Raw genomic sequence first — 18,674 nt, forward strand, 5'->3', positions numbered from 1 at the left:
CCGGCGGTGTGCTGCTGCCGTTCTTCTCCTTCATGACCTTCCTGATCGCGGTCCCGACCGGTGTGAAGTTCTTCAACTGGATCGGCACCATGTGGCGCGGCAGCCTCTCCTTCGAGACACCCATGCTCTGGGTGATGGGCTTCCTGGTGACGTTCGTCTTCGGCGGACTCACCGGGGTGATGCTGGCCTCGCCGCCGCTGGACTTCCCGGCCTCCGACACCTACTTCGTCGTCGCCCACTTCCACTACGTCATCTTCGGCACCGTCGTCTTCGCCATGTTCGCGGGCTTCCACTTCTGGTGGCCGAAGATGACCGGCAGGATGCTGGACGAGCGCCTCGGCAGGATCACCTTCTGGACGCTGTTCACCGGCTTCCACGGCACCTTCCTGGTCCAGCACTGGCTGGGCGTGAACGGGATGCAGCGCCGGATCCCGGACTACCTGGCGGTCGAGGGGCTCACCACGCTCAACACCGTGTCGACCGTCTTCTCCTTCCTGCTCGGCACGTCGATGCTGCCGTTCTTCTACAACGTGTGGAAGACGGCCAGGTACGGCGAGCCGGTCGGCGTGGACGACCCGTGGGGCTACGGCCGCTCGCTGGAGTGGGCGACGTCCTGCCCGCCGCCGCGGCACAACTTCCTCACCCTGCCGCGGATCCGCAGCGAGTCCCCGGCGTTCGACCTGCACCATCCGCGCTTGCCGGCGCCGGAGCGGGAGCTGACCGCGCGATGAGCGCCGACGAGGGCCGGACACTGGTCCGGGAGATCGAGGGCCATCTGCTGCTCGCCGCCGCACGCGAGGAGGGCCGTGCGGCGGCGGCCCGGCTGACCGCCCGGCTGGGCCGGCTCACGGACACCCAGCGGGACGACTTGGAGGAGCAGTTCGAGGCGGAGTACCTCACACTGGCCCGCTCCTCATGGCGGCGCACCGCTCACCGCGCCGAGGAACTGCGGCTGGCCTACGAGCGCCGGTACCGGGCGTTGCGCCTGCGGCTGGCGGCCTGCTGCGTCCTCGGGTGTGCCCTCGTGGCGGCTGCGGGCCTGCTGGTCCTGGCGGCCGTCTAGGGGCGTGCCCCGCCCTGCCTACCCTCGTCCGTGGTGGTGGCCAGGTGTGCGGCGCGCCCGGCGGGGGAACCTGGTTCGTCCGGGTTCGGGCGGGTGAGAGGAGCAGCCCCTGTGACAGCGTCGGCGGCGGGCGGTCGGGGCCCGGCCACCCAGGAGGCCGGGTACGAGCCGGACCCGCGCCGGTGGCGGGCCCTGTGGGTCACTCTGGTGGCGGGCTTCATGAGCCTGCTGGACGTGACCATCGTGGCGGTCGCCCTGCCCACCATCCAGCGCGACCTGCACGCCTCCGCCGCGCAGGTGCAGTGGGTGGTCTCCGGATACGCCCTCACCTTCGCCCTCGCGCTCGTCACCGCCGGGCGGCTCGGCGACGCCCTGGGCCGGCGGCGGATCTTCCTGGTCGCCCTCAGCGGCTTCGTGATCTTCAGCGCGGCCTGCGGCGCCGCTCCCGACATCACGTTGCTGGTGGCGGCCCGACTGGCCCAGGGCCTGGCGGCGGGCTTCATGGCCCCCCAGAACTCCGCGCTCATCCAGCAGTTGTTCCGCGGCGCCGAACGCGGTCGTGCCTTCGGGCTCTTCGGTTCGGTCGTCGGTATCTCCTCGGCCGTGGGCCCCATCACCGGGGGTGTCATCCTCGCCCTCGCCTCCGGCGCGCAGGGCTGGCGGTGGATCTTCTACGTCAACGTCCCCATCGGCATCCTCGCGGTGCTGCTCGGCCGGCGCCTGCTGCCCCGGACCCGGCGGTCCGGCCGGGGCCACGTGGACGTGCCCGGGGTGCTGCTGCTGGGGCTCGGCGTGCTCTGCCTCATGTATCCGCTGGTGCAGGCGGACTCGGGGGGCATCGGGCAGCTGTGGTGGCTGTTCCCTGTCGGAGTGGCGGTTCTCGCCGTCTTCGCCCGGTGGCAGTGGCGCCTGGTCGCCCGTGGCGCGCAGCCGCTGCTCGACCCACGCCTGTTCACCACCGTGCGCGGCTACGCCGTCGGGGCCGGCGTCGGCACGCTGTACTTCATCGGCTTCAGCGGCGTCTGGCTGGTCTTCGCCCTCTTCTACCAGCACGGCCTCGGCTTCTCCCCGCTGCGCTCGGGCCTGGCCGTGACCCCGTTCGCCGTCGGCTCGGCGATCACCGCCGTGCTCGCCGGCCGGCTGGTGGATCGGTTCGGCCGGCTGCTCACGGTGTGCGGTCTCACGGGCGTGATCCTCGGCCTCGGCGGCACCGCGCTGATGCTGCGCCACGGCCCCGCGGACAGCGCTCCCTGGCTGGCCGCCCCGCTGCTGTTCCTGGGCGGCGTCGGCGGCGGCTTCGTCGTCTCCCCCAACATCACCATGACCCTGCGGGACGTGCCGGTGCGCATGGCGGGCGCGGCGGGCGGCGCCCTGCAGACGGGCCAGCGGCTCGGCGCGGCGGTGGGCACCGCCGCCCTGCCCGGGCTCTTCTACCTGGTGCTCGGCAGGAGCCACGACTACCGGGGCGCCCTCTTCGCCGCGCTGGGCGCCGCCCTCGTCGGCATGGCGGCCTCCCTGGCCCTCGCGACGTCCGACTGGCGGCGTGACCGGCGGATACGCGGGCCGCGCCGGAAATGCCCCGACGAGGTCGCCAACAGTCCGGTCAACGCCCGGCAGACCTGAGCGGCGGCCGTCGCGGCCCCGGAGAGCGGCTCAGGCGGAGGGTTCCGTACGACGGACCAGTCGCCGCACCTGCTCCAGCGGCCGTACCACGCATCGCGCCAGGAGCAGGGAGGGGCTGATGAGGGTCGAGCCGACCTCGTGGCCGTCCTTGACGCAGGTGTACGGCGAGCTGTGCACGCGTACGTCGCTGCCCACCGCGGTGATCTGCCGCGCCAGCGCCGCCTTCGGCGCGCAGACGGCCACCGGCCCCACGATGTCGTCCGTCGGCCGTCCGTCGCGCACCCGCCGTGCCCACAGCGCCTCGAGGATGAGGTGTTCGCGCACGGAGAAGCCGCCGACGGCGGTTCCGAGGAGCCAGCCGTCGCCGACCCGTTCGAGCAGTTCCGCCCCGGTGTGCGGGCCCGGTGCCACGTCGAGCACGCTGCAGCGCGGTACGACCGCGTCCCGGACGCCGCGGCCGTGTCCGGTGCTGCTGCCCGCGCTCAGGGCCTGGGTCGCCCGGGAGGTGAGCAGCGCGCTCCAGCGGCCGTCGCGGACCAGCGTGACGGTCCGGGGGGCGGTGTCCTCGTCGTCCCGGAGGTAGCTGCCCGCGTACGGACGGGCCGTCGGGCGGTCCCTTACCGTCAGCCGGGCCCGGGTCCACTCGTCGCCGAGGGACCGGCCGAGGGCCTGCCGCTGGGCCAGGTAGTTGTCGGCCTCGCTGGTGTGCCCGAAGCACTCGTGCACCAGGATCCCGGCCACCGGGGGCGTGAGCAGCGCCGGACCCGACAGCGGGCCGGGCAGCGGACGGCGCCGGGCCAGCAGCGCGCGGTCGTCGAGCAGCCGGGCCACACCGTCGTCCAGCCCGGCCGCCACGTAGGCGCTGTCGTGGGCGGCGACGCCCCACTGCGGAGTGTGGCCGTGCCGGGCCGGGCCGAGACGGATCCGCACCCGGCACAGCCCGTCGTGTTCGTCGTGCTCGACGTGCGCCCCGGGGCCGAGCCGGGCGCGGGCCCGCGCCAGTGCCGCCCCGAGGGTGTCCTCGGCGGGGCCGGTGAGGACGGTGGGTGGGCCGTGGGATTCGCGCTCAGCCACGGTCGAGCCGGTCGATCGCGCTCCGGCACCCCGCGAGCAGCCGGGCGCCGTGCTCGGTGGGCTCGGCCACCTCGAGCAGATTCTTCTCGGCCACCCGAAGCTGATCGGTCTTCAGCGCGAGGTACCGCTGGATGCGAGCCCGTTCGGCCGGGTCGCGCTCGGTCCCGAGGTGGCGGCCGGCCACGTGGACGTCGTTGATGAAGGAGAGGATGCCGTGCACGATGTGCCCGAGCGGGCGCTCGGCGTCGACGAACGGCGAGTGGTGCCGCGCCTCGGGATTGCGGACCACCGCCACACAGTCGAGAATGCCGCTGAAACGCTGGTGGGTGGCCTCGTGGACCAGCGTCTGGGCCAGCATGTAGGCAGGCCGCTCGCTGGTCAGAACCAGGCCCCGCAAGCCGTGGACGCTGAAGTTCAGGGGCCGCAGGCCGCGGTGGCCGCCCAGTGCCGCGAACGCCTGGATGTCGATCGCCGCCATCTCCCGGCCCTCGGGCCACACGGCCGCCAGCGCGTCGGCTCCCCGCTGCACGGCCGCGGCGAACTCCCGCGCCCGCTCCGGGGTGAGGTCGAGCGGGACCTCGTCTCCTTCGCCGGCCCATCCGAAGAGCTGGGCGGAGCGGCTTCCGGCGGCGGTGGTGACGACCGGTGCCGCGGGGCGCCGGGCGCCGAGGCCGACGTGGGCCGTCGCGCCCGGCCGCTCGGGATCCAGGCACCGGCCGAGCTGGGTGAGCAGGGTCTCCGGGTCGGTGCCGGGCCTGGTGCTGCGCCAGATCCAGCCGGTCATGTCCGGGCGCAGCGCCCGGTCCAGGGCCTCGTCGACGTCCCAGGCGTCCAGCAGTTCCAGGGCGCGGGCGACCTCGGGGGCGTCGGGACGGTCCTCGCGCAGCGCCCTGACCGCGCGCAGGAGCCGTACGAGGTACTGCCGGGCCACGACCCGGCGCACCTGTTCGCCGGCGGCGACGGCGGCGTCGTCCTCGGCCAGGACGATCAGCGACAGATCGGGCAGTCCGGCCGCCGACCTGTCCGCCGCGAGTTCCTTCAGTCTCATGCTTCCCCCTGTCCCGCCGGTTCCGCCCGCAGTGCCGCCGGTTCCGCGCGCTGTTCCGGCGGTTCCGGCTCCGGTCTCGTGATGGTGCGCAGGGCCCGTACGAGTGCCGCTTCGAGCCGCTCGGGGTCCGCGCCGTCGAGAGGCAGCGGCTCCCACCAGGCGTCCTGGGCGGCCAGTGCGCGCAGCAGCGGCTTGAGGTGGGTGCCCAGCGCGCTGCGCGCGTTGTACGAGAAGGAGACGCTGACCGAGCCCTCGCCGGCGCCGTCCGGGTTCTCGACGCCCTCGTGCGGTGCGAACAGCGGCAGGTAGAGCACGTCGCCGGGGCGCAGCACCACTTCCCAGGGCCGCCCGGGCAGTTGGCCCGAGGGGACGAACCCCTTGGTCTCCAGCATGCGTTTGCGCTGCCGGTCGCGGCTGGTGTGCCCGGGCAGCCCGACGCGCCAGCTCTTGGAGCCCTGCTGCTGTACGACGAAGTTGTCGCTGTGGTCGAAGTGGCAGCCGATTCCGGCGCCGCCGCCGCGGGTGACCGACAGATCGGCGGTGCACTCGTCCCAGCCGAAGAGACCGGCCAGCTTGTGGCAGGCGGCCGCCAGTTCGGGCACGGTGTGCTGCGCCTGGTTGACGAACAGCACGGTTCCGTCGGGGCGCCGGTGCACGCCCGCTCCGGAGGTGTCCCCGTCCAGGCGGGCTTCCAGTGCCGTGACGTCGGACCAGGTCAGCGCCGGTGCCAGGAACCGCGGGCCGCAGCCGCGCAGGACGACGGGCCGGCGGCGCCAGTGGTCGCGTCGGAAGCGGTCGAGGTCGAGCCGGTCCGTCTCGTCCGGCCGGTGGCCGTCCGTCCGCTCGGTTCGCCGGGTGTTCATCGCAGCCCCCATGCGTGCACTCGGTCCTCCAGCGAGGTCCGCACCCGTGGTGCGAGCGCGTCGAGGCGCCCGTCCAGGAAGGTGGTCAGGGCCTCGTACAGCGGGCGGCGGGCGGGGCCGACGACGCAGCGGCCGCCTCCCGCCAGGAACATCGTCGGCTTCAGCAGCCACGCCTCGGGCGCCTCGTCGTACGCGCGGAACCCGCACAGGACGCCGCCGTGGAAGGCCATGTGGGCGAGGGTGACGTCGAAGGTGGCATGGGCGCCGGTGGCGACCGCGCGGACGACGGCGGCGGCGGCCTCGTGGTGGACGAGCGGCTCCAGTTCGCCGAGCGGGTCGAGCGCCGGTGGCCGCCCCGCCATGAAGCGGTGGAAGCACTCGGGCAGGGTCGTGCCGCGGCCGTACGGGGAGAACGGGACGTCGCGGAACCGCTGGAAGGACGGCGAGGCGATGAACCGCTCCGCCACCTGGTTGACCGCCACCCCGTGCCGTTCCCGCAGCTCGTCCAGGGTGCGGGGGAACGCGCCCTTGAGGCCGGGTCCGGTGCCGGTACCGCCGGAGACCACCTCGGAGCGTATGTTCCGCCCCACCAGCGCCAGTTCGTGCACGTCCACCCGGCCGAAGGCGTCCACGAGGTCGGCGTCGAGCGCCAGCCGGCCGCTGGTGGGGCCCTCGGCGGTGAACGCGTCGCGGAAGTCCCGGTCGTACAGGAGCCGGTCGAGGACCTTCAGGATCCGCTCGTGCCGTGTGGGCGGACCGAGGACGGCTGCCGGGGTCTCATGCGGCACGGGCGCCGCCCTCCTTCCAGGACCGCACGAGCGCGAACAGCCGCTCCGCGTTGGGCCGCGACTTCGGGACGAGTTGTCCGTCGGGGGTGAACTTGGGGTCCTCGTAGGTGACTCCGGTCAGGTTCGGCATCCGCGGCAGCAGGTGCTCCAGCAGGGCCAGTTGCTCGTCGAGCAGTACTCCGTGGTGCAGGTCGCGGAAGCGTCCGCCGACGATCTGGCAGCCCGACAGGTGTACCTCGTGGCAGCGGTCGAGCGGCAGTGCGTCCAGGCCCTCGAACATCCGCGGCCCGGTGCGCCCCGTCAGCCACTGGTAGGCGAGGATGTGCCCGATGTCGATGGTCGCCAGGGCGCCGGTCTCCCGGATCACCGTGTCGTAGAAGGCGAAGGCGTCCAGGTCGCCGACGAGGAAGCTGCCGCCCTCGGTGAAGCCGGGGAACTCCACGGAGAGGGGCGCCCGCAGTCGCCCCACCCAGTCGGCCACACCGGTCACGCAGTGCTCCAGGCCCTCCGCGGTGAGGACGGGCGGCATGGGGTAGGGCAGACTGCGGCCCGCGAGGGACCAGATGCCGAGGTCCTCGATGATCCAGCGGAATCCGTAGCGTTCGATGAGCGCGTTGGTGAAGTCCGCGATCTCGGCGCGGCCGTAGCGCTCCGGGCTCCCGGTGTTGAGCATGGTGTGGTGGAAGGCGCGGGGCCGGTCGGCGCCGAACAGCTCGAAGAGCCGGTCGTAGGCCGGGAAGTAGCGCTCGGGGGCGAGGGGCCCGTAGTCGATGGGCTGGAAGGCGACGAACATGTAGTCGTAGGCGGGGGCGTTGTGTCTCAGGAAGGCGGCCACCTGGTCGGTGGGCCGGCCGGGGCCGGTCTTCTCGAAGCCGATCCGCTCCCCCCAGACCAGGTCCATGCCCAGCCCCAGTCCGAGCTTCTCCATCACACGCTCCTCCCTCCGAGGGCCTCGGACGCCGCGGCTGCCCGGCGGGGGCCGGGTGCCGTGGACGTGTCGGGCCCGTCGGGCTCCAGCAGGCGTTTGTCGAGCATCCGGTGCAGCCAGCGCCGGCCGTCCCGGTCCTCGGCCCGGAACCGGCCGTCCGGGCCGGGCGTCAGGCCGGCGGGCACGGCCGCCATCCGCGGCCAGGCCACGTCGGCCAGGAACCAGCGGCCGCCCACCCGGCGCAGGGCGACGGCGAACCGCGGCCGGGCCGCCGTCGCCCGGTCACCGGTCGCGTCCGGCCGGCCGTCCGTGTGCTGCGGCAGGTCGGGGCGGCCGGCGCGTTCGGCGTCGGGTACGGCCTCGACGGTCATCCGCAGCAGCCGGTCGCGGGCCTCGCCGGTCGCGGTGTCGTCGAGGACCGCGCCGCCGACGCGTCCAGCGGCGAAGGCCAGTCCGTCGTTGGTGACGAGCGGGTCGTCGTCATCGCGCCGCCGGTCCGCCCACAGGTAGCTGCCGGGCTCCGCCACGACCAGTTGCAGGGTGTCCAGGCCCATGTCCGCGGGGTGGCGCTGGATGACGCCGACCGTGTCGTGATGGCCTTCGACGGCCAGGAGGTGGTCGTAGCCGTCCATGAAGGAGAGGTTGGTGACGATGCCCGCGCCGGTCAGGTTGAGCACGGCCCGCTCGGCGTGGGCCGCGTCCTGTCCCTTGTGCAGGGAGTCGAGTATGTCCTGGTGGGCCGTCTCGAAACCGGTCGAGATCTGCACGCAGCCGGCCTCGCGCAGCCGGCGGCAGAAGCCGGGGTCGGCCAGCTCCGGCTCCAGGCGGGCCCGGACCCGGAAGGTCAGGTCCGCTCCGCCGCGGCGCACGGCGTCCATGACCCGTAACAGGTGCCGCAGGCCGGTGTTCTCGTCGGCCACGGCCACGTCGGTGATGCCGAGCCGGCGGGCGAGTCCGACGAGGTGCCGGGCCGCGGTGCCCGGGTCGATCTGCTGGAAGGCCCGGGCGTCCCGGTAGCGGTTGCCGTACGAGCAGAAGGTGCACCTTCCCCAGTAGCAGCCCACGGTCAGGCGGTAGGGGAACTGGTGGGCCTGGTTGCTGTAGTCGGCGAAGTCGAACTGCCGGAAGTCGGGCGCCGGCTGGCCGTTGAGCACGAAGCCGTCGCGCAGGCCGTCCGCGGGCCGCTCCGGCACCTTCCGGCCGCGGGCCCGGCCGGTCCCGAGTACGTCGGTCAGGAAGTCCTCACCGTGGCCCACGCACCAGTGGTCGACCGTGCCGGCCGCCGCGGTCCGGCGGCGCAGCAGCGCGGCCCACATCTGGACGGTCGGTCCGCCGAGCGCGATCCGGACGTCCGGCCGGCGCCGCCTGACCAGTGTGGTCAGCGCGAGGGTGGGGACCACCTGGCTGAAGAACGGGACCGTGAAGGCCAGGAGGCGGGGCCGGTGTTCGGCGAGCAGCGCGTCGAGGCGGTCGGCGCACCAGCGGGCGGACCAGGTACCCAGGGACGCCTGGACCAGCTCGTCGATCCGCCCCAGCCGGGGCGTGCCGGGGAGGATCCAGCCGTCCCGGGCGGCCTGTTGCAGGACGTAGCGGCCGGTCGCGGTGATGGCCGTCTCCTGGGCGAACCCGGCGGAGCGGTCCCGGGCGGTGCGCAGCAGCAGGTCCCCGTGGGCGGCCCGGTAGTCCTCGCTGACTCCGCGGTAGATGGCGGCGGCGGTCGGCGCGCCGTCGGCCTCCCTCCGTTCCGGGGCGGACGGGCGGCGCAGGAGCACCTCGTCGCGGTACTCCAGGTTCAGATCGAGGTTGCGCACCCGGTGCCCCTGGGCGGTCCAGGCCGCGGTGAGCTGGGGCAGGGCCAGGTACGGGAACTGCACGGCCTCGCTGACCGGTGGCATCACCAGGAGTACGTCGGTCATGGCAGGTCCGCCTCCGGCCCGGCCGCGGCGCCGGGCCCGGTCAGGCGGGCCAGGCCTCGCAGCTCCCGCTCGGCCGACTCCGCCGTGTCCGGGTCGCCCTGGGCGCGGGCGAGCACGCGCAGCGTCTTCCAGACCCCTTCGCGCAGCGGCAGTTCGGTCGCGAGGGCGCGGAACTCGTCCAGGGCCGCGCCGGGGCCGTCCAGTCGCAGGGTGGCCCGCGCGCCCATGATCCGGGCATGTGCGCCGAGGGTGTCCTGGGGGTCGATGGCCGCCGCCTCCCGCAGGTACGAGCGGGCGGTGCGATGGTCGCCCAGGGCGAAGTGGGCGGCGCCGATGCGGTAGGCGAGCCAGCTGGAGCGGTAGCCGTGCGCGGCGGCCCGCTCGAAGCACTTCTCCGCCTCTTCGGGCTGCCGCTCCGTGTGCGCCAGGCCGCGCAGGGCGGTGACGATGCCCGCCTCCGGACCGTCGCCGCCCGCCTCGGGTCCGGGCGGTGCGGCGCCCTGGTGGACGCGCAGCATCAGGTCCTCCGGCCACGGCGTCGCGGGCAGGTACGAGGACCGGCGCGCGCGCAGTCCGAGCCGCGCCGCGACGTCCGCGCCCACGGTGCGGTACTCGGACGGCAGGAACCCCGACCGGGTGGACCAGGTCATCGCGGTCAGTTCGCCCCCGCAGGCGTCGACCAGGCGGGCCAGTTCGTCCGTGCTGTGCTCGGACCGGCCTTGCTCGTCCACCAGCCAGTCCAGGTCGATGTCCGTGACGACGTCCGTGCGCACGTGCCGGCCGAGGTGGCCGACGAGCAGGTCGGGAGGCACGACGCAGAGCCGTACTCCGCACAGGGTGACCGAGAGGCAGCAGCGCTCCGCGCGCGGTTCGGCCGGTGCGCCCGCGGTGCTGATCAGCGAGACGGCGTCCAGCGCGTGCTCCACCCAGCCGTCGGAGGAACGCCAACTGGGCACCCAGACCAGGTCGGTGAGGCCGGCCGTGATCGCGGCGGCGGACCAGAAGTCGTCGAGGCCGAAGGCGCCGGGCACTCCGCGGACCGGCAGCCGGCGCACCAGCGGGGCCGGGGAGCGGCCCTCTTCGGCGGCGGCCCGCAGCGCCTCGGCGCCGCCCGGAGCCAGAGGTTTGAGGTCGAGGTGACGGTCGAAGCACACGACCGTGCGGCCGCTGTAGGGACGGGCGGACCACAGTGCCGCGACCTCGCCGTGCTCTTCGAAGAGATCAACGTGTGCCGGCATCCTGCGACCGTTCCATGAGAGGTGTTCCCGGTGCCGGGACGGTGTCCGCGGGCCCCGCGGAGGCGAACCGGCGGACGTCCGGCCGCACGGCCACCGCGGCGGTGGAGACGAGCACGAGGGCGCCGCCCCACAGCATGATCGAGCGGGCGTCGGCGAAGCGGAGCAGTGCGGCGCCGAGCAACTGCCCCAGCGGCAGGGAGGCGAAGGAGAAGAAGAAGTCCGCCGAGAAGGCACGGCCGTGCAGGTCCTCGGGCACGTCCCGGCGCAGCCCGGTCATCTTGACGATGTCGAATGCCTGCTGACCGACACCGCCCGCGAAGAAGGCGGCGGCGAGCAGCACGACGGACCCGGTCACCACGGGCGCCAGCACGGTCACGCCGTACAGGGCGAGCAGGGCGAGCGCGTACAGGCCGCGGTGCCGGCCGCCGATCCGGCCGCCGACGAGGGCGCCCAGGGCGTTGCCGACGGCGAAGGCGCCCAGGACGAACCCGTACACGGTGGCGCTGTGACCGCGCTCGATCAGGAAGACGGGCAGGGCCACCATCCAGGGGCCGACGGCGAACACCACGTGCACAACGGCGAGGAGCTGCACGTAGCGCAGCCAGGGGATGCGCCACAGTACGGCGAGGCCCTGGAGCGCGGTGCGCAGGAGCGACGGTTCGGCTTCGTCCGCGCCCCCGGCCCGCTGGTCGTTCGGCGGGCCCTCCGGATCGGGCCCGGACTTCCCGGACGCCGGTTCGGCCACCGCGGGGCCGGCCTGGGACCGGGTCCTCATGTGCGCGCCCGCCCAGCGGGTGGCGGCGGCGGAGACGCCGAAGGCGAACGCGGCGAGCACGGCGCCCGTGGGCGCGCCGAGTGCGCCGACGACGGCGGCGGCCAGGGTGGGGCCGACCATGCCGGCGCTGTTGCGCATGCCTTCCAGCAGGCCGTAGGCGGCGGTGACCTCGGCTTCCTCCTCGTCGGCGGCGCTCCGGGGATCGCGGTCCGGGAGGACCCGGGGCGCGACGACGAGCAGCGCCGGCTCGCTGACCGCCTCGCACAGTCCGATCAGTACGGCGACGACGATGACGACGGCGTCCAGCCCGCCGTCCCACACCAGGGCGAGCGCGACGAGCGCGGCGACGCGGGTGGAGTCCGCGACCACGGCCGCGCGGACCGGGTCGAACCGGTCCAGGAGGGCTCCGCTGAACAGCACCACTCCGCCGAGCGCGACGAAGCGTGCGGCGAAGACGGCGCCGATGGTCTCGGCGGGCGTGCCCGCCTTCGCGGCCGCCACCACGACGATGATAGGAAAAAACGCGTCACCGAGAAGGGAGACTATCTGCCCAAAACAAAGACCGGCGAACCGCCGGTGCCGCAACAGCCGTACATAAATTGCCACGGGGGGCCGTAAAACCTTTCTCGCCGATGACGCCGGGATTCATTCCTCGAAAATGATCCGCACGACGACAACGGGTGGGCGGGCCGGAAAACCGGGCCGCCCACCCGTTCTCATGTCCGGTCCGGGCCGGCCTTAGCTGCGGAACCGGAACGCGTGGAACGCCACGCTGTCGTCCAGGTCCTCGGCCTCCAGGACCTCCAGAGAGTCGAGGTCCTCGATCTCCTCGAGGATCTTCTGGTCGGTGTTCGACTCGCCCATTGCGTCTCCCTCCGAAACAGGGCACCACAGGCCCATCCCCGCAGCGCTCCCAATTGATGCTAGGGGACACCTGTCACCCGCCCACAGAAGGCATCGGGAGTTTGACCGAAAAGCACGTGAGGCGGCCCGGGTTCCGCTTTCCGGCCGGTATCGCGAGCCAGGAAACAGCGGGAAATGGAACGGAAGCCGCCGTTCCTTCACCCGCGCGGTGACTCGTTCCGGTCGGGTTCGGTATTTCGCCCGCGGAAACCTCGTCCCCGCTCCCCGAAAGGGTGATTTCGAACCATGGCGAGCAGGGGTTTCCGGCCGCTGGGAGGACGCCTCAGCCGGTGGTCAGCACCATCCTGAAGCGGGCCCGGCCGGCGAGCATCTTCCGGTAGGCCTCGTCCGCCTGCTCCAGCGGCACGGACTCCGTCATCGGGCGGATGCCGTGCAGGGCACTGAACGCCATGGTGTCCTCGACGTCCTTCGCGGTGCCGGAGGGGTGGCCGCGCACGACCCGGCCGCTCATGAGCAACTGGACCGGGCTGATGCCCAGCGGCTCGGTGTCCGCTCCGATGACCACCAGCTCGCCGCGGTGCGCCAGTCCGTCCACGGTGGCCGTGATGGCCTCGGAGTGCCCGGCGGTGGCGAGGACGACCTTGGCTCCGCCGAGGGACTGCAGGGACTCGGCGACCGGGGTGCCGGAGGTGCTGTCGACGTAGTGGTGGGCGCCCAGCCGCTTGGCGAAGTCGGCCTTCTCGGCGCCCCGGGCGATCGCCACGGTCTCGAAGCCCATGGCGACCGCGTACTGCACCCCGAGGTGCCCGAGGCCGCCGAGTCCGAGCACCGCGACCAGGTCGCCCGGCCTGGCGGAGCTGCGCCGCAGCCCGTTGTACGTGGTGACACCGGCGCAGGCCATCGGCCCGGCGTCGCCCGCCGCCAGCCCCTCGGGGATCCGGGCCAGGGCGTCGACGGGCACCAGCACCTTGTCGCCGAAGCCACCGTCGTACGCCCAGCCCGGTACCTTGAGGTTCCGGCACACGATGAAGTCGCCCTCGCGGCAGGGCACGCAGTGGCCGCAGCTGCCGCCGAACCAGCCGACGGCCACCCGGTCACCGGTCCGCCATCCGCGGTCCCCGGTCCCCTCGCCCAGTTCCTCGATCCGCCCGGCGATCTCGTGCCCGGGCACCTCCGGGAACGACACGCCCGGTAGTCCACCGCTCACGAAGAGGGCGTCGCTGTGGCAGATCCCGCACGCCTCCACGGCGATCAGGACCTGTCCGGGCCCGGGCCGGGGCACCTCTCGCTCGGCCAGTTCGAACGTGCCGTCCGGGGCGGTCACCTGCGCGACTCGGTAGGTACTCATCTGCATCTCCGGAGAACGGATACGACGGTCCCCTGAACCAGCAGACCAGCTACGGCCGGATGCCGCGCGTCGAGCCGGTCCCGCCCCGGCCGACGGGCCTGCGACTTCGGCCGACCGGCCTGCGACTTCGGCCGACCGGCCTGCGACTTCGGCCGACGGGCCTGCGGCCCCGGCTGGCGGCAGCGGCCGGCACCCGGCTCCGGTCTGCCCGCGGTGGGCCGGCCGGGCCCGGCCGGCCAGGACCATCCCGGCCTCAGGCCCGCGCCCCGCTCACCCCGTCCCCCTCACCGCGCCCCGCTCATCCCCGCCGGGCCTGGCGGCCTTCCGGGCGCAGGATGTCCAGCAGTTGGCGGACCAGTTCGTCGACGACCTCGTCGAGGGTCGCGTCCACCCAGCCGGTGCTCCAGTCGTGCAGCAGGCCGTTGACGCTGCCGATGAAGGCGGTGGCCGCCAGGCGGTAGTCGCGCACCGCCGCCTCCCCGCGGGCCGCGGCCGCGTCGGCCTCCGCGCGGATCAGGTCGACCCAGCGGGCCCGGCGGGCGAGCCGCTGCTCCTCCAGCCGGGGGCTGACGCCGATGATCTCCACGAAGGCGATACGGATGCGGCGCGGATCGCTGGTGACGTCGCGGGCGTAGGCACGGAACAGCACGGCGACCCGCTCGGCCAGCGGCAGCCCCTCGGCCGCCGCGAGCGCGTCCAGCACGGCCTGTTCCGCCCAGCCGTTGACCTCCAGGTGCAGGGCGGCGAGGACGTCCTCCAGGGTTCGGAACTCCTCGTAGAACTGGCGGGTGGACAGGCCGGCGGCCTGACTCAGGGCGGCGACCGTGGTCGCCCGGTAGCCGGGGGTGTCACCGAACAGCCGCAGCGCGGCGTCCAGGAAGCGGCGGCGCCGCTCGGCCTGCCGTTCCTCGGCGGACCTGCCGCCGTAACGGCCCGTCGGCGCCCTGAGCCTGCCCGTCACGCTGTCCCCTCCCGTTCCCACCGCTCCCCCAATCTTGTCGTGCACACATCTTGTCGAGAAGGCCGCCCCTTCCTTACTTTTCAGTAAGTTCATAGTGAAAGCGCCCGTGTTCAGATTCCCCGAGGAAAGAGAGCAGTCATGCCTGCCTCCAGAACCAGGCACCTTTGCTCCATGGCCGCCGCCTTCACGCTGACCCTCGCCGGCCCGGTGACCACCGCCGCCACCGCGTCCGCGTCCGCCCCCGACGCCGCAGGACTGCGGGAGGTGCTGTTCGTCGGCAACAACTGGGACGGCACCGCCGATGTGATCAAGTCCTCCGGCGACTTCGCGAAGATCGGCCGGATCGACGTGGTCCCGGACAAGGACCAGCGGATGGCGGAGATCAACGCGGACCCGATCAAGTGGATCTACTTCCAGGCCATCCGCAACAGCGTGGGCGAGGGACACGACCAGTTCGCCGACGACATGTACTCCACCCCGGACGGCCGCTCCGTCGTGGTCTCCCGCCCGAGCTTCGCGGACGTCGTCTCGATCGACCTGGCCACCGGGAAGGTCAACTGGCGCTTCCCTGTGTCCGGTTACCGGGCCGACCACATGGCGGTCTCGCCGGACGGCACCCGCGTCGCGGTGTCCGCGTCGACCGCGAACACCGTGCACGTGCTGGACATCGAGACCGGCAGGCAGCTCGGCTCGTTCGCCACCGGCGACAAACCGCACGAGAACATCCTCACCAGGGACGGCAAGTACATCTGGAACATGTCCATCGGTGACGTCAACACCGCCCTGGACGACCCGATCTGGGACTGGACGAAGGGCGATCGGCACATCACGGTCGTCGACGCGACGACCTTCAAGCAGGTCAAGGTCGTCGACATGCGGCAGCGCCTCGACGCGTACGGACTGAAGGACTTCTCCGACGCCGTGCGCCCCGCCGTCTTCTCCCCCGACGAGTCCAAGCTGTACTTCCAGGTGTCGTTCTTCAACGGCTTCCTTGAATACGACGTCGCCACCGACAGGATCACCCGGCTGAAGACCCTGCCGAAGAACCCGGCGACCAGTGCGGACCGCACCACCTGGGTCAACGACTCCCGCCACCACGGGCTCTCGATGAATCCCTCGGGCACCAAGCTCTGCTTGGCGGGCACCATGGACGACTACGCCACGGTGGTCGACCGCGCCACCCTCCAGGAGGGCCCGCTCGTCACCGCGTCCAAGCCGTACTGGGCCACGGTCAGCGGAGACGGCAAGGACTGCGTGGTCTCCGAGTCCGGCGCGGACCAGGTCACCGCGATCGACTTCGGCACCGGCCGGAAGGTCACGTCGGTCCCGGTCGGCGACCATCCGCAGCGCGTCCGGCTGGGGCATGTGCGGGACGGCTGGACGGGCCCGGGCGGAAACTGAGCGGCGTACGGCCCCCGGGGTGCCCCCATGACCCCGGAGGCCGTGCCACGCCGATGCGGTTTCCCGAGCGGAGACGCCGCCGGGCCGCTGACCGGTGCCGTACCGAACGACCCACTGAGGGGCGAACGTCCGCCGCTCCACGGTGTGGGCGGCCCACTCCTCGTACGCCTGCCGCCGCTCCTGCCGCTCGTCGAACCCGTCCTGGCGCTGGACGCGCCGGGCACGGACGAGGGCCACCTCGAACAGGTCGCCGTACGGCGCGACCACCGCGGCCGCGGCATCGCCCGGCTGCTGCTGCGCCACACGTTCCGGGCCTTCCACCGGACGGGCCTTCGCTCCTGCACGCTGTGGACCCACTCGGACACCGGTGCGCTCGACCTCCACCTGCGGGTCGGCATGACGGTCCGGCACAGCTCCACGGTCTTCCGGAAGGACCTCGGCGGACAGGACCGCCACGTCTCCCCCGGGCCGGCCCCCCGACCGGCGTCGCGCGCGTGACCGCTCCCGGTTCCGGCCGGGGGCTCGTGCACCAGGGGCCGGTCCCACCGGGACGATGGAGCCATACTCGGCAAACCCCCGCCGTAGCACTCGCCGGGGCCGGTGCACCGCCTTAGAGTGATCTACATCGTACCGGTCTGAGGGATTTGTTCGGCTCCCTCTCCTGCCCGCACGGTCCGGAGGGCGCTTGACCCACATCGAAGGCGATGTGGACGGTACGGCGGCACCCCGCTGAGCGAGCCGCCGCGCGAGTTCCTGAACCGCCGGCGGCGGTGGTGCGCGGGGCCGCGGACGGCCGGGTCCCGGTGAAGGGAGCGGAAGGTGCGTGACATCCTCCCGGCGCTGGAGCGCTGGTACCGGGCGGGAGTGCCGTTCGGGCTCGCCACGGTCGTCGCGGTCAGCCGCAGCGCGCCGCGCGGCCCCGGTGCCGCCATGGCCGTGGGGCCGGACGACGAGGTCGTGGGCAGCGTGTCCGGTGGCTGTGTGGAGGGGGCGGTGTTCGAACTCGCCCAGGAGGTCGTGGCGAGCGGCGAGCCGCGGCTCGTGACCTTCGGGTACAGCGACGAGGACGCCTTCGCCGTCGGGCTCACCTGCGGTGGCGAGATCACGCTCCTGGTACGGCCCGTGACGCCCGGCTCGGACCCGGCGTTCGGCCGCGTCGCGGCGTCCGTGGCCGCGGGCGATCCGGTGACCGTGGCCATGGTGGTCGACGGGCCCGCACCGCGCGGGGCCGCCCGCGCGGTCTGGCCGGACGGCGTCGGGGGCACCCTCGGCGCTGCCGGGCTCGACGTGGCGGTCACCGCCGACGCCCGCGGTGAACTCGCCCTGGGCGCCTCGGGGCTGAGGCACTACGGGCCGCACGGGGAACGCCGCGAGGACTCCGTCACGGTGTTCCTGCAGTCGTTCGCGCCGCCGCCGAGGATGCTGGTCTTCGGCGCGATCGACTACGCGGCCGCCGTGGCCCGTGTCGGCGCCTTCCTCGGCTACCGGGTCACCGTCTGCGACGCCCGCCCGGTCTTCGCCACCCCGAAGCGCTTCCCGGAGGGCGTGGAGGTCGTCGTCGACTGGCCGCACCGCTATCTCGCCGCCACCGGCACCGACGGGCGCACGGTGATCTGCGTCCTCACCCACGACCCGAAGTTCGATGTGCCGCTGCTGGAGGAGGCGCTGCGCCGGCCGGCCGCGTACATCGGGGCGATGGGCAGCCGGCGTACCCACGACGAGCGGCGCGAACGGCTCGCCGAGGCCGGTGTCACCGAGGCCGAGCTGGCCCGGCTGCGCTCGCCGCTCGGGCTCGATCTCGGGGCCCGGACGCCGGAGGAGGTCGCGGTGTCCGTCGCCGCCGAGATCGTCGCCCTGCGCTGGGGCGGCAGCGGCGCGCCGCTGACCACGACCGCCGGCGCCATCCACCCGGCCGCCGCCCCCTGAGTGCGAGGAGCAACCCATGGAACTGCACCACGAGTTCACCGTCCCCGTCCCCGTCGACGAGGCCTGGCCGGCGCTCCTCGACATCGAACGCGTCGCCCCGTGCCTGCCGGGCGCGGTGGTGGAGGAGTTCGACGGCAGGACCGTGACCGGCTCGGTGAAGGTCAAGGTCGGCCCGGTCACCGTGACGTACCGGGGCACCGCTGTCTTCGAGGAGCAGGACGCGGCGGCCCACCGGATGGTGCTCGCGGCGAGCGGCCGGGAGACCCGGGGACAGGGCACGGCCAGGGCGACGGTCACCTCCGTGCTGAGCGAGCGTGACGGCGGCACGGCGGTGACCGTGACCACCGATCTGAAGGTGACCGGGCGTCCGGCCCAGTTCGGGCGCGGGGTGCTGGGAGAGGTGGGCGACCGCCTGGTGGGGCAGTTCGCGGCGTGCCTCGCGGACCGGCTGGGCGGCCCGGAGCCCGGGCCCCCCGCGCAGGAGGCCGCACCGGCCGCCGGCCGGGAGGAGCCGAAACCCCTGGACCTGCTGCGCACGGCGGGCCTCCCGGTGGCCAAGCGCGCCCTCACGGCCGCGGCGGCACTGGCCCTGCTGGCGCTTGCCGCCACCCGGCTCCGACACGGCCGCTCCCGGCGGGGCCGCAGGGCCCGCCGGCCCCGCGGCAGGCGCTGACGCCTCCCGCGACGGCCCGCGAGGAAAGCAGGGTCCCCGGCAGCGGCGCCGAGGCGACGACCGCGGCCGCCGTACAAAGGCACGCGAATCTCGGCCACGGCACGGAAGCCGCGGGGGAGACGGCCCGGCGGTCACGCCAGGCGTCAGGTGCCGCCCCTGGGCGGGCAGTGTCCACGGAGACCACA

At 73.5% G+C, this 18,674-nt stretch carries 18 protein-coding genes; 7 read left to right on the top strand and 11 right to left on the bottom strand.

The window, feature by feature from the left end; all coding sequences use genetic code 11:
* The 3 genes from AB0924_RS29455 to AB0924_RS29465 all read left to right on the top strand — a co-directional run.
* The coding region (locus tag AB0924_RS29455; RefSeq protein WP_358933366.1) for a cbb3-type cytochrome c oxidase subunit I at positions 1-731 on the top strand (731 nt) is incomplete at its 5' end.
* Positions 728-1,063 carry a hypothetical protein gene (locus AB0924_RS29460; RefSeq protein ID WP_366912982.1) on the top strand — a complete coding sequence of 112 codons (336 nt, stop codon included), beginning with the start codon at positions 728-730 and terminating at the stop codon, positions 1,061-1,063. The genes AB0924_RS29455 and AB0924_RS29460, both read left to right, overlap by 4 nt.
* A gap of 111 nt (positions 1,064-1,174) precedes the next feature.
* Entirely contained in the window at positions 1,175-2,686 is a 1,512-nt protein-coding gene (locus tag AB0924_RS29465) for an MFS transporter (RefSeq protein ID WP_358933362.1), read from the top strand.
* A 30-nt stretch (positions 2,687-2,716) separates the two neighbouring features.
* Here the strand turns inward: AB0924_RS29465 and AB0924_RS29470 are convergent, their stop codons facing one another.
* The 11 genes from AB0924_RS29470 to AB0924_RS29520 all read right to left on the bottom strand — a co-directional run bounded on the left by AB0924_RS29470 (position 2,717) and on the right by AB0924_RS29520 (position 14,489).
* Positions 2,717-3,760 carry a metallopeptidase TldD-related protein gene (locus AB0924_RS29470; protein ID WP_366912983.1) on the bottom strand — a complete coding sequence of 348 codons (1,044 nt, stop codon included), beginning with the start codon at positions 3,758-3,760 and terminating at the stop codon, positions 2,717-2,719.
* On the bottom strand, positions 3,753-4,808 hold the full coding sequence (locus tag AB0924_RS29475; protein WP_366912984.1) for an HEXXH motif-containing putative peptide modification protein: 1,056 nt from the start codon (positions 4,806-4,808) through the stop codon (positions 3,753-3,755). Before AB0924_RS29475 ends, AB0924_RS29470 begins: the two co-directional genes overlap by 8 nt.
* The gene (locus AB0924_RS29480) at positions 4,805-5,671 is read right to left on the bottom strand and encodes a cupin domain-containing protein (protein ID WP_366912985.1); all 867 of its coding nucleotides are present in this window, start codon (positions 5,669-5,671) and stop codon (positions 4,805-4,807) included. Before AB0924_RS29480 ends, AB0924_RS29475 begins: the two co-directional genes overlap by 4 nt.
* Entirely contained in the window at positions 5,668-6,459 is a 792-nt protein-coding gene (locus AB0924_RS29485; protein ID WP_358933353.1) for a hypothetical protein, read from the bottom strand. Before AB0924_RS29485 ends, AB0924_RS29480 begins: the two co-directional genes overlap by 4 nt.
* Entirely contained in the window at positions 6,449-7,387 is a 939-nt protein-coding gene (locus AB0924_RS29490) for a DUF692 family multinuclear iron-containing protein (protein ID WP_358933352.1), read from the bottom strand. Before AB0924_RS29490 ends, AB0924_RS29485 begins: the two co-directional genes overlap by 11 nt.
* A complete protein-coding gene (locus AB0924_RS29495) occupies positions 7,387-9,303 on the bottom strand; it encodes a radical SAM protein (protein WP_366912986.1) in 1,917 nt (638 codons plus the stop codon). The genes AB0924_RS29490 and AB0924_RS29495 overlap by 1 nt, the downstream gene beginning before the upstream one ends.
* A complete protein-coding gene (locus tag AB0924_RS29500; protein WP_366912987.1) occupies positions 9,300-10,541 on the bottom strand; it encodes a hypothetical protein in 1,242 nt (413 codons plus the stop codon). Before AB0924_RS29500 ends, AB0924_RS29495 begins: the two co-directional genes overlap by 4 nt.
* Positions 10,525-11,922 (bottom strand): MFS transporter, encoded by a 1,398-nt coding sequence (locus tag AB0924_RS29505; RefSeq protein WP_366912988.1) that lies wholly within the window; start codon positions 11,920-11,922, stop codon positions 10,525-10,527. The genes AB0924_RS29500 and AB0924_RS29505 overlap by 17 nt, the downstream gene beginning before the upstream one ends.
* A 132-nt stretch (positions 11,923-12,054) precedes the next feature.
* Positions 12,055-12,180, bottom strand: a complete 126-nt coding sequence (locus tag AB0924_RS29510) for a hypothetical protein (protein WP_351673548.1) — start codon at positions 12,178-12,180, stop codon at positions 12,055-12,057.
* A gap of 322 nt (positions 12,181-12,502) precedes the next feature.
* Positions 12,503-13,528, bottom strand: coding sequence for an alcohol dehydrogenase (locus AB0924_RS29515; protein WP_358933343.1), 1,026 nt, complete (start codon positions 13,526-13,528; stop codon positions 12,503-12,505).
* Between the two features lie 298 nt (positions 13,529-13,826).
* The gene (locus AB0924_RS29520) at positions 13,827-14,489 is read right to left on the bottom strand and encodes a TetR/AcrR family transcriptional regulator (RefSeq protein WP_358933341.1); all 663 of its coding nucleotides are present in this window, start codon (positions 14,487-14,489) and stop codon (positions 13,827-13,829) included.
* A 138-nt stretch (positions 14,490-14,627) separates the two neighbouring features.
* On the opposite strand from AB0924_RS29520, the gene AB0924_RS29525 reads away from it, so the two are divergent.
* The 4 genes from AB0924_RS29525 to AB0924_RS29540 all read left to right on the top strand — a co-directional run bounded on the left by AB0924_RS29525 (position 14,628) and on the right by AB0924_RS29540 (position 18,489).
* Positions 14,628-15,890, top strand: coding sequence for a YncE family protein (locus AB0924_RS29525; RefSeq protein WP_366912989.1), 1,263 nt, complete (start codon positions 14,628-14,630; stop codon positions 15,888-15,890).
* A 144-nt stretch (positions 15,891-16,034) separates the two neighbouring features.
* Positions 16,035-16,388 (top strand): GNAT family N-acetyltransferase, encoded by a 354-nt coding sequence (locus tag AB0924_RS29530; protein ID WP_366912990.1) that lies wholly within the window; start codon positions 16,035-16,037, stop codon positions 16,386-16,388.
* Between the two features lie 321 nt (positions 16,389-16,709).
* Positions 16,710-17,816, top strand: a complete 1,107-nt coding sequence (locus tag AB0924_RS29535) for an XdhC/CoxI family protein (RefSeq protein ID WP_358933335.1) — start codon at positions 16,710-16,712, stop codon at positions 17,814-17,816.
* 16 nt (positions 17,817-17,832) lie between these two features.
* Positions 17,833-18,489 carry an SRPBCC family protein gene (locus AB0924_RS29540; protein WP_358933333.1) on the top strand — a complete coding sequence of 219 codons (657 nt, stop codon included), beginning with the start codon at positions 17,833-17,835 and terminating at the stop codon, positions 18,487-18,489.
* Positions 18,490-18,674 lie beyond the last annotated feature (185 nt).

The sequence above is a fragment of the Streptomyces sp. NPDC047869 genome (assembly GCF_040704065.1).
Lineage (GTDB): Bacteria > Actinomycetota > Actinomycetes > Streptomycetales > Streptomycetaceae > Streptomyces.

Coding starts and splice junctions, on each gene's coding strand:
- AB0924_RS29460 (WP_366912982.1), top strand. CDS start 728: ATGAGCGCCGACGAGGGCCGGACACTGGTCCGGGAGATCGAGGGCCAT.
- AB0924_RS29475 (WP_366912984.1), bottom strand. CDS start 4,808: ATGAGACTGAAGGAACTCGCGGCGGACAGGTCGGCGGCCGGACTGCCC.
- AB0924_RS29480 (WP_366912985.1), bottom strand. CDS start 5,671: ATGAACACCCGGCGAACCGAGCGGACGGACGGCCACCGGCCGGACGAG.
- AB0924_RS29490 (WP_358933352.1), bottom strand. CDS start 7,387: ATGGAGAAGCTCGGACTGGGGCTGGGCATGGACCTGGTCTGGGGGGAG.
- AB0924_RS29495 (WP_366912986.1), bottom strand. CDS start 9,303: ATGACCGACGTACTCCTGGTGATGCCACCGGTCAGCGAGGCCGTGCAG.
- AB0924_RS29500 (WP_366912987.1), bottom strand. CDS start 10,541: ATGCCGGCACACGTTGATCTCTTCGAAGAGCACGGCGAGGTCGCGGCA.
- AB0924_RS29510 (WP_351673548.1), bottom strand. CDS start 12,180: ATGGGCGAGTCGAACACCGACCAGAAGATCCTCGAGGAGATCGAGGAC.
- AB0924_RS29515 (WP_358933343.1), bottom strand. CDS start 13,528: ATGAGTACCTACCGAGTCGCGCAGGTGACCGCCCCGGACGGCACGTTC.
- AB0924_RS29525 (WP_366912989.1), top strand. CDS start 14,628: ATGCCTGCCTCCAGAACCAGGCACCTTTGCTCCATGGCCGCCGCCTTC.
- AB0924_RS29540 (WP_358933333.1), top strand. CDS start 17,833: ATGGAACTGCACCACGAGTTCACCGTCCCCGTCCCCGTCGACGAGGCC.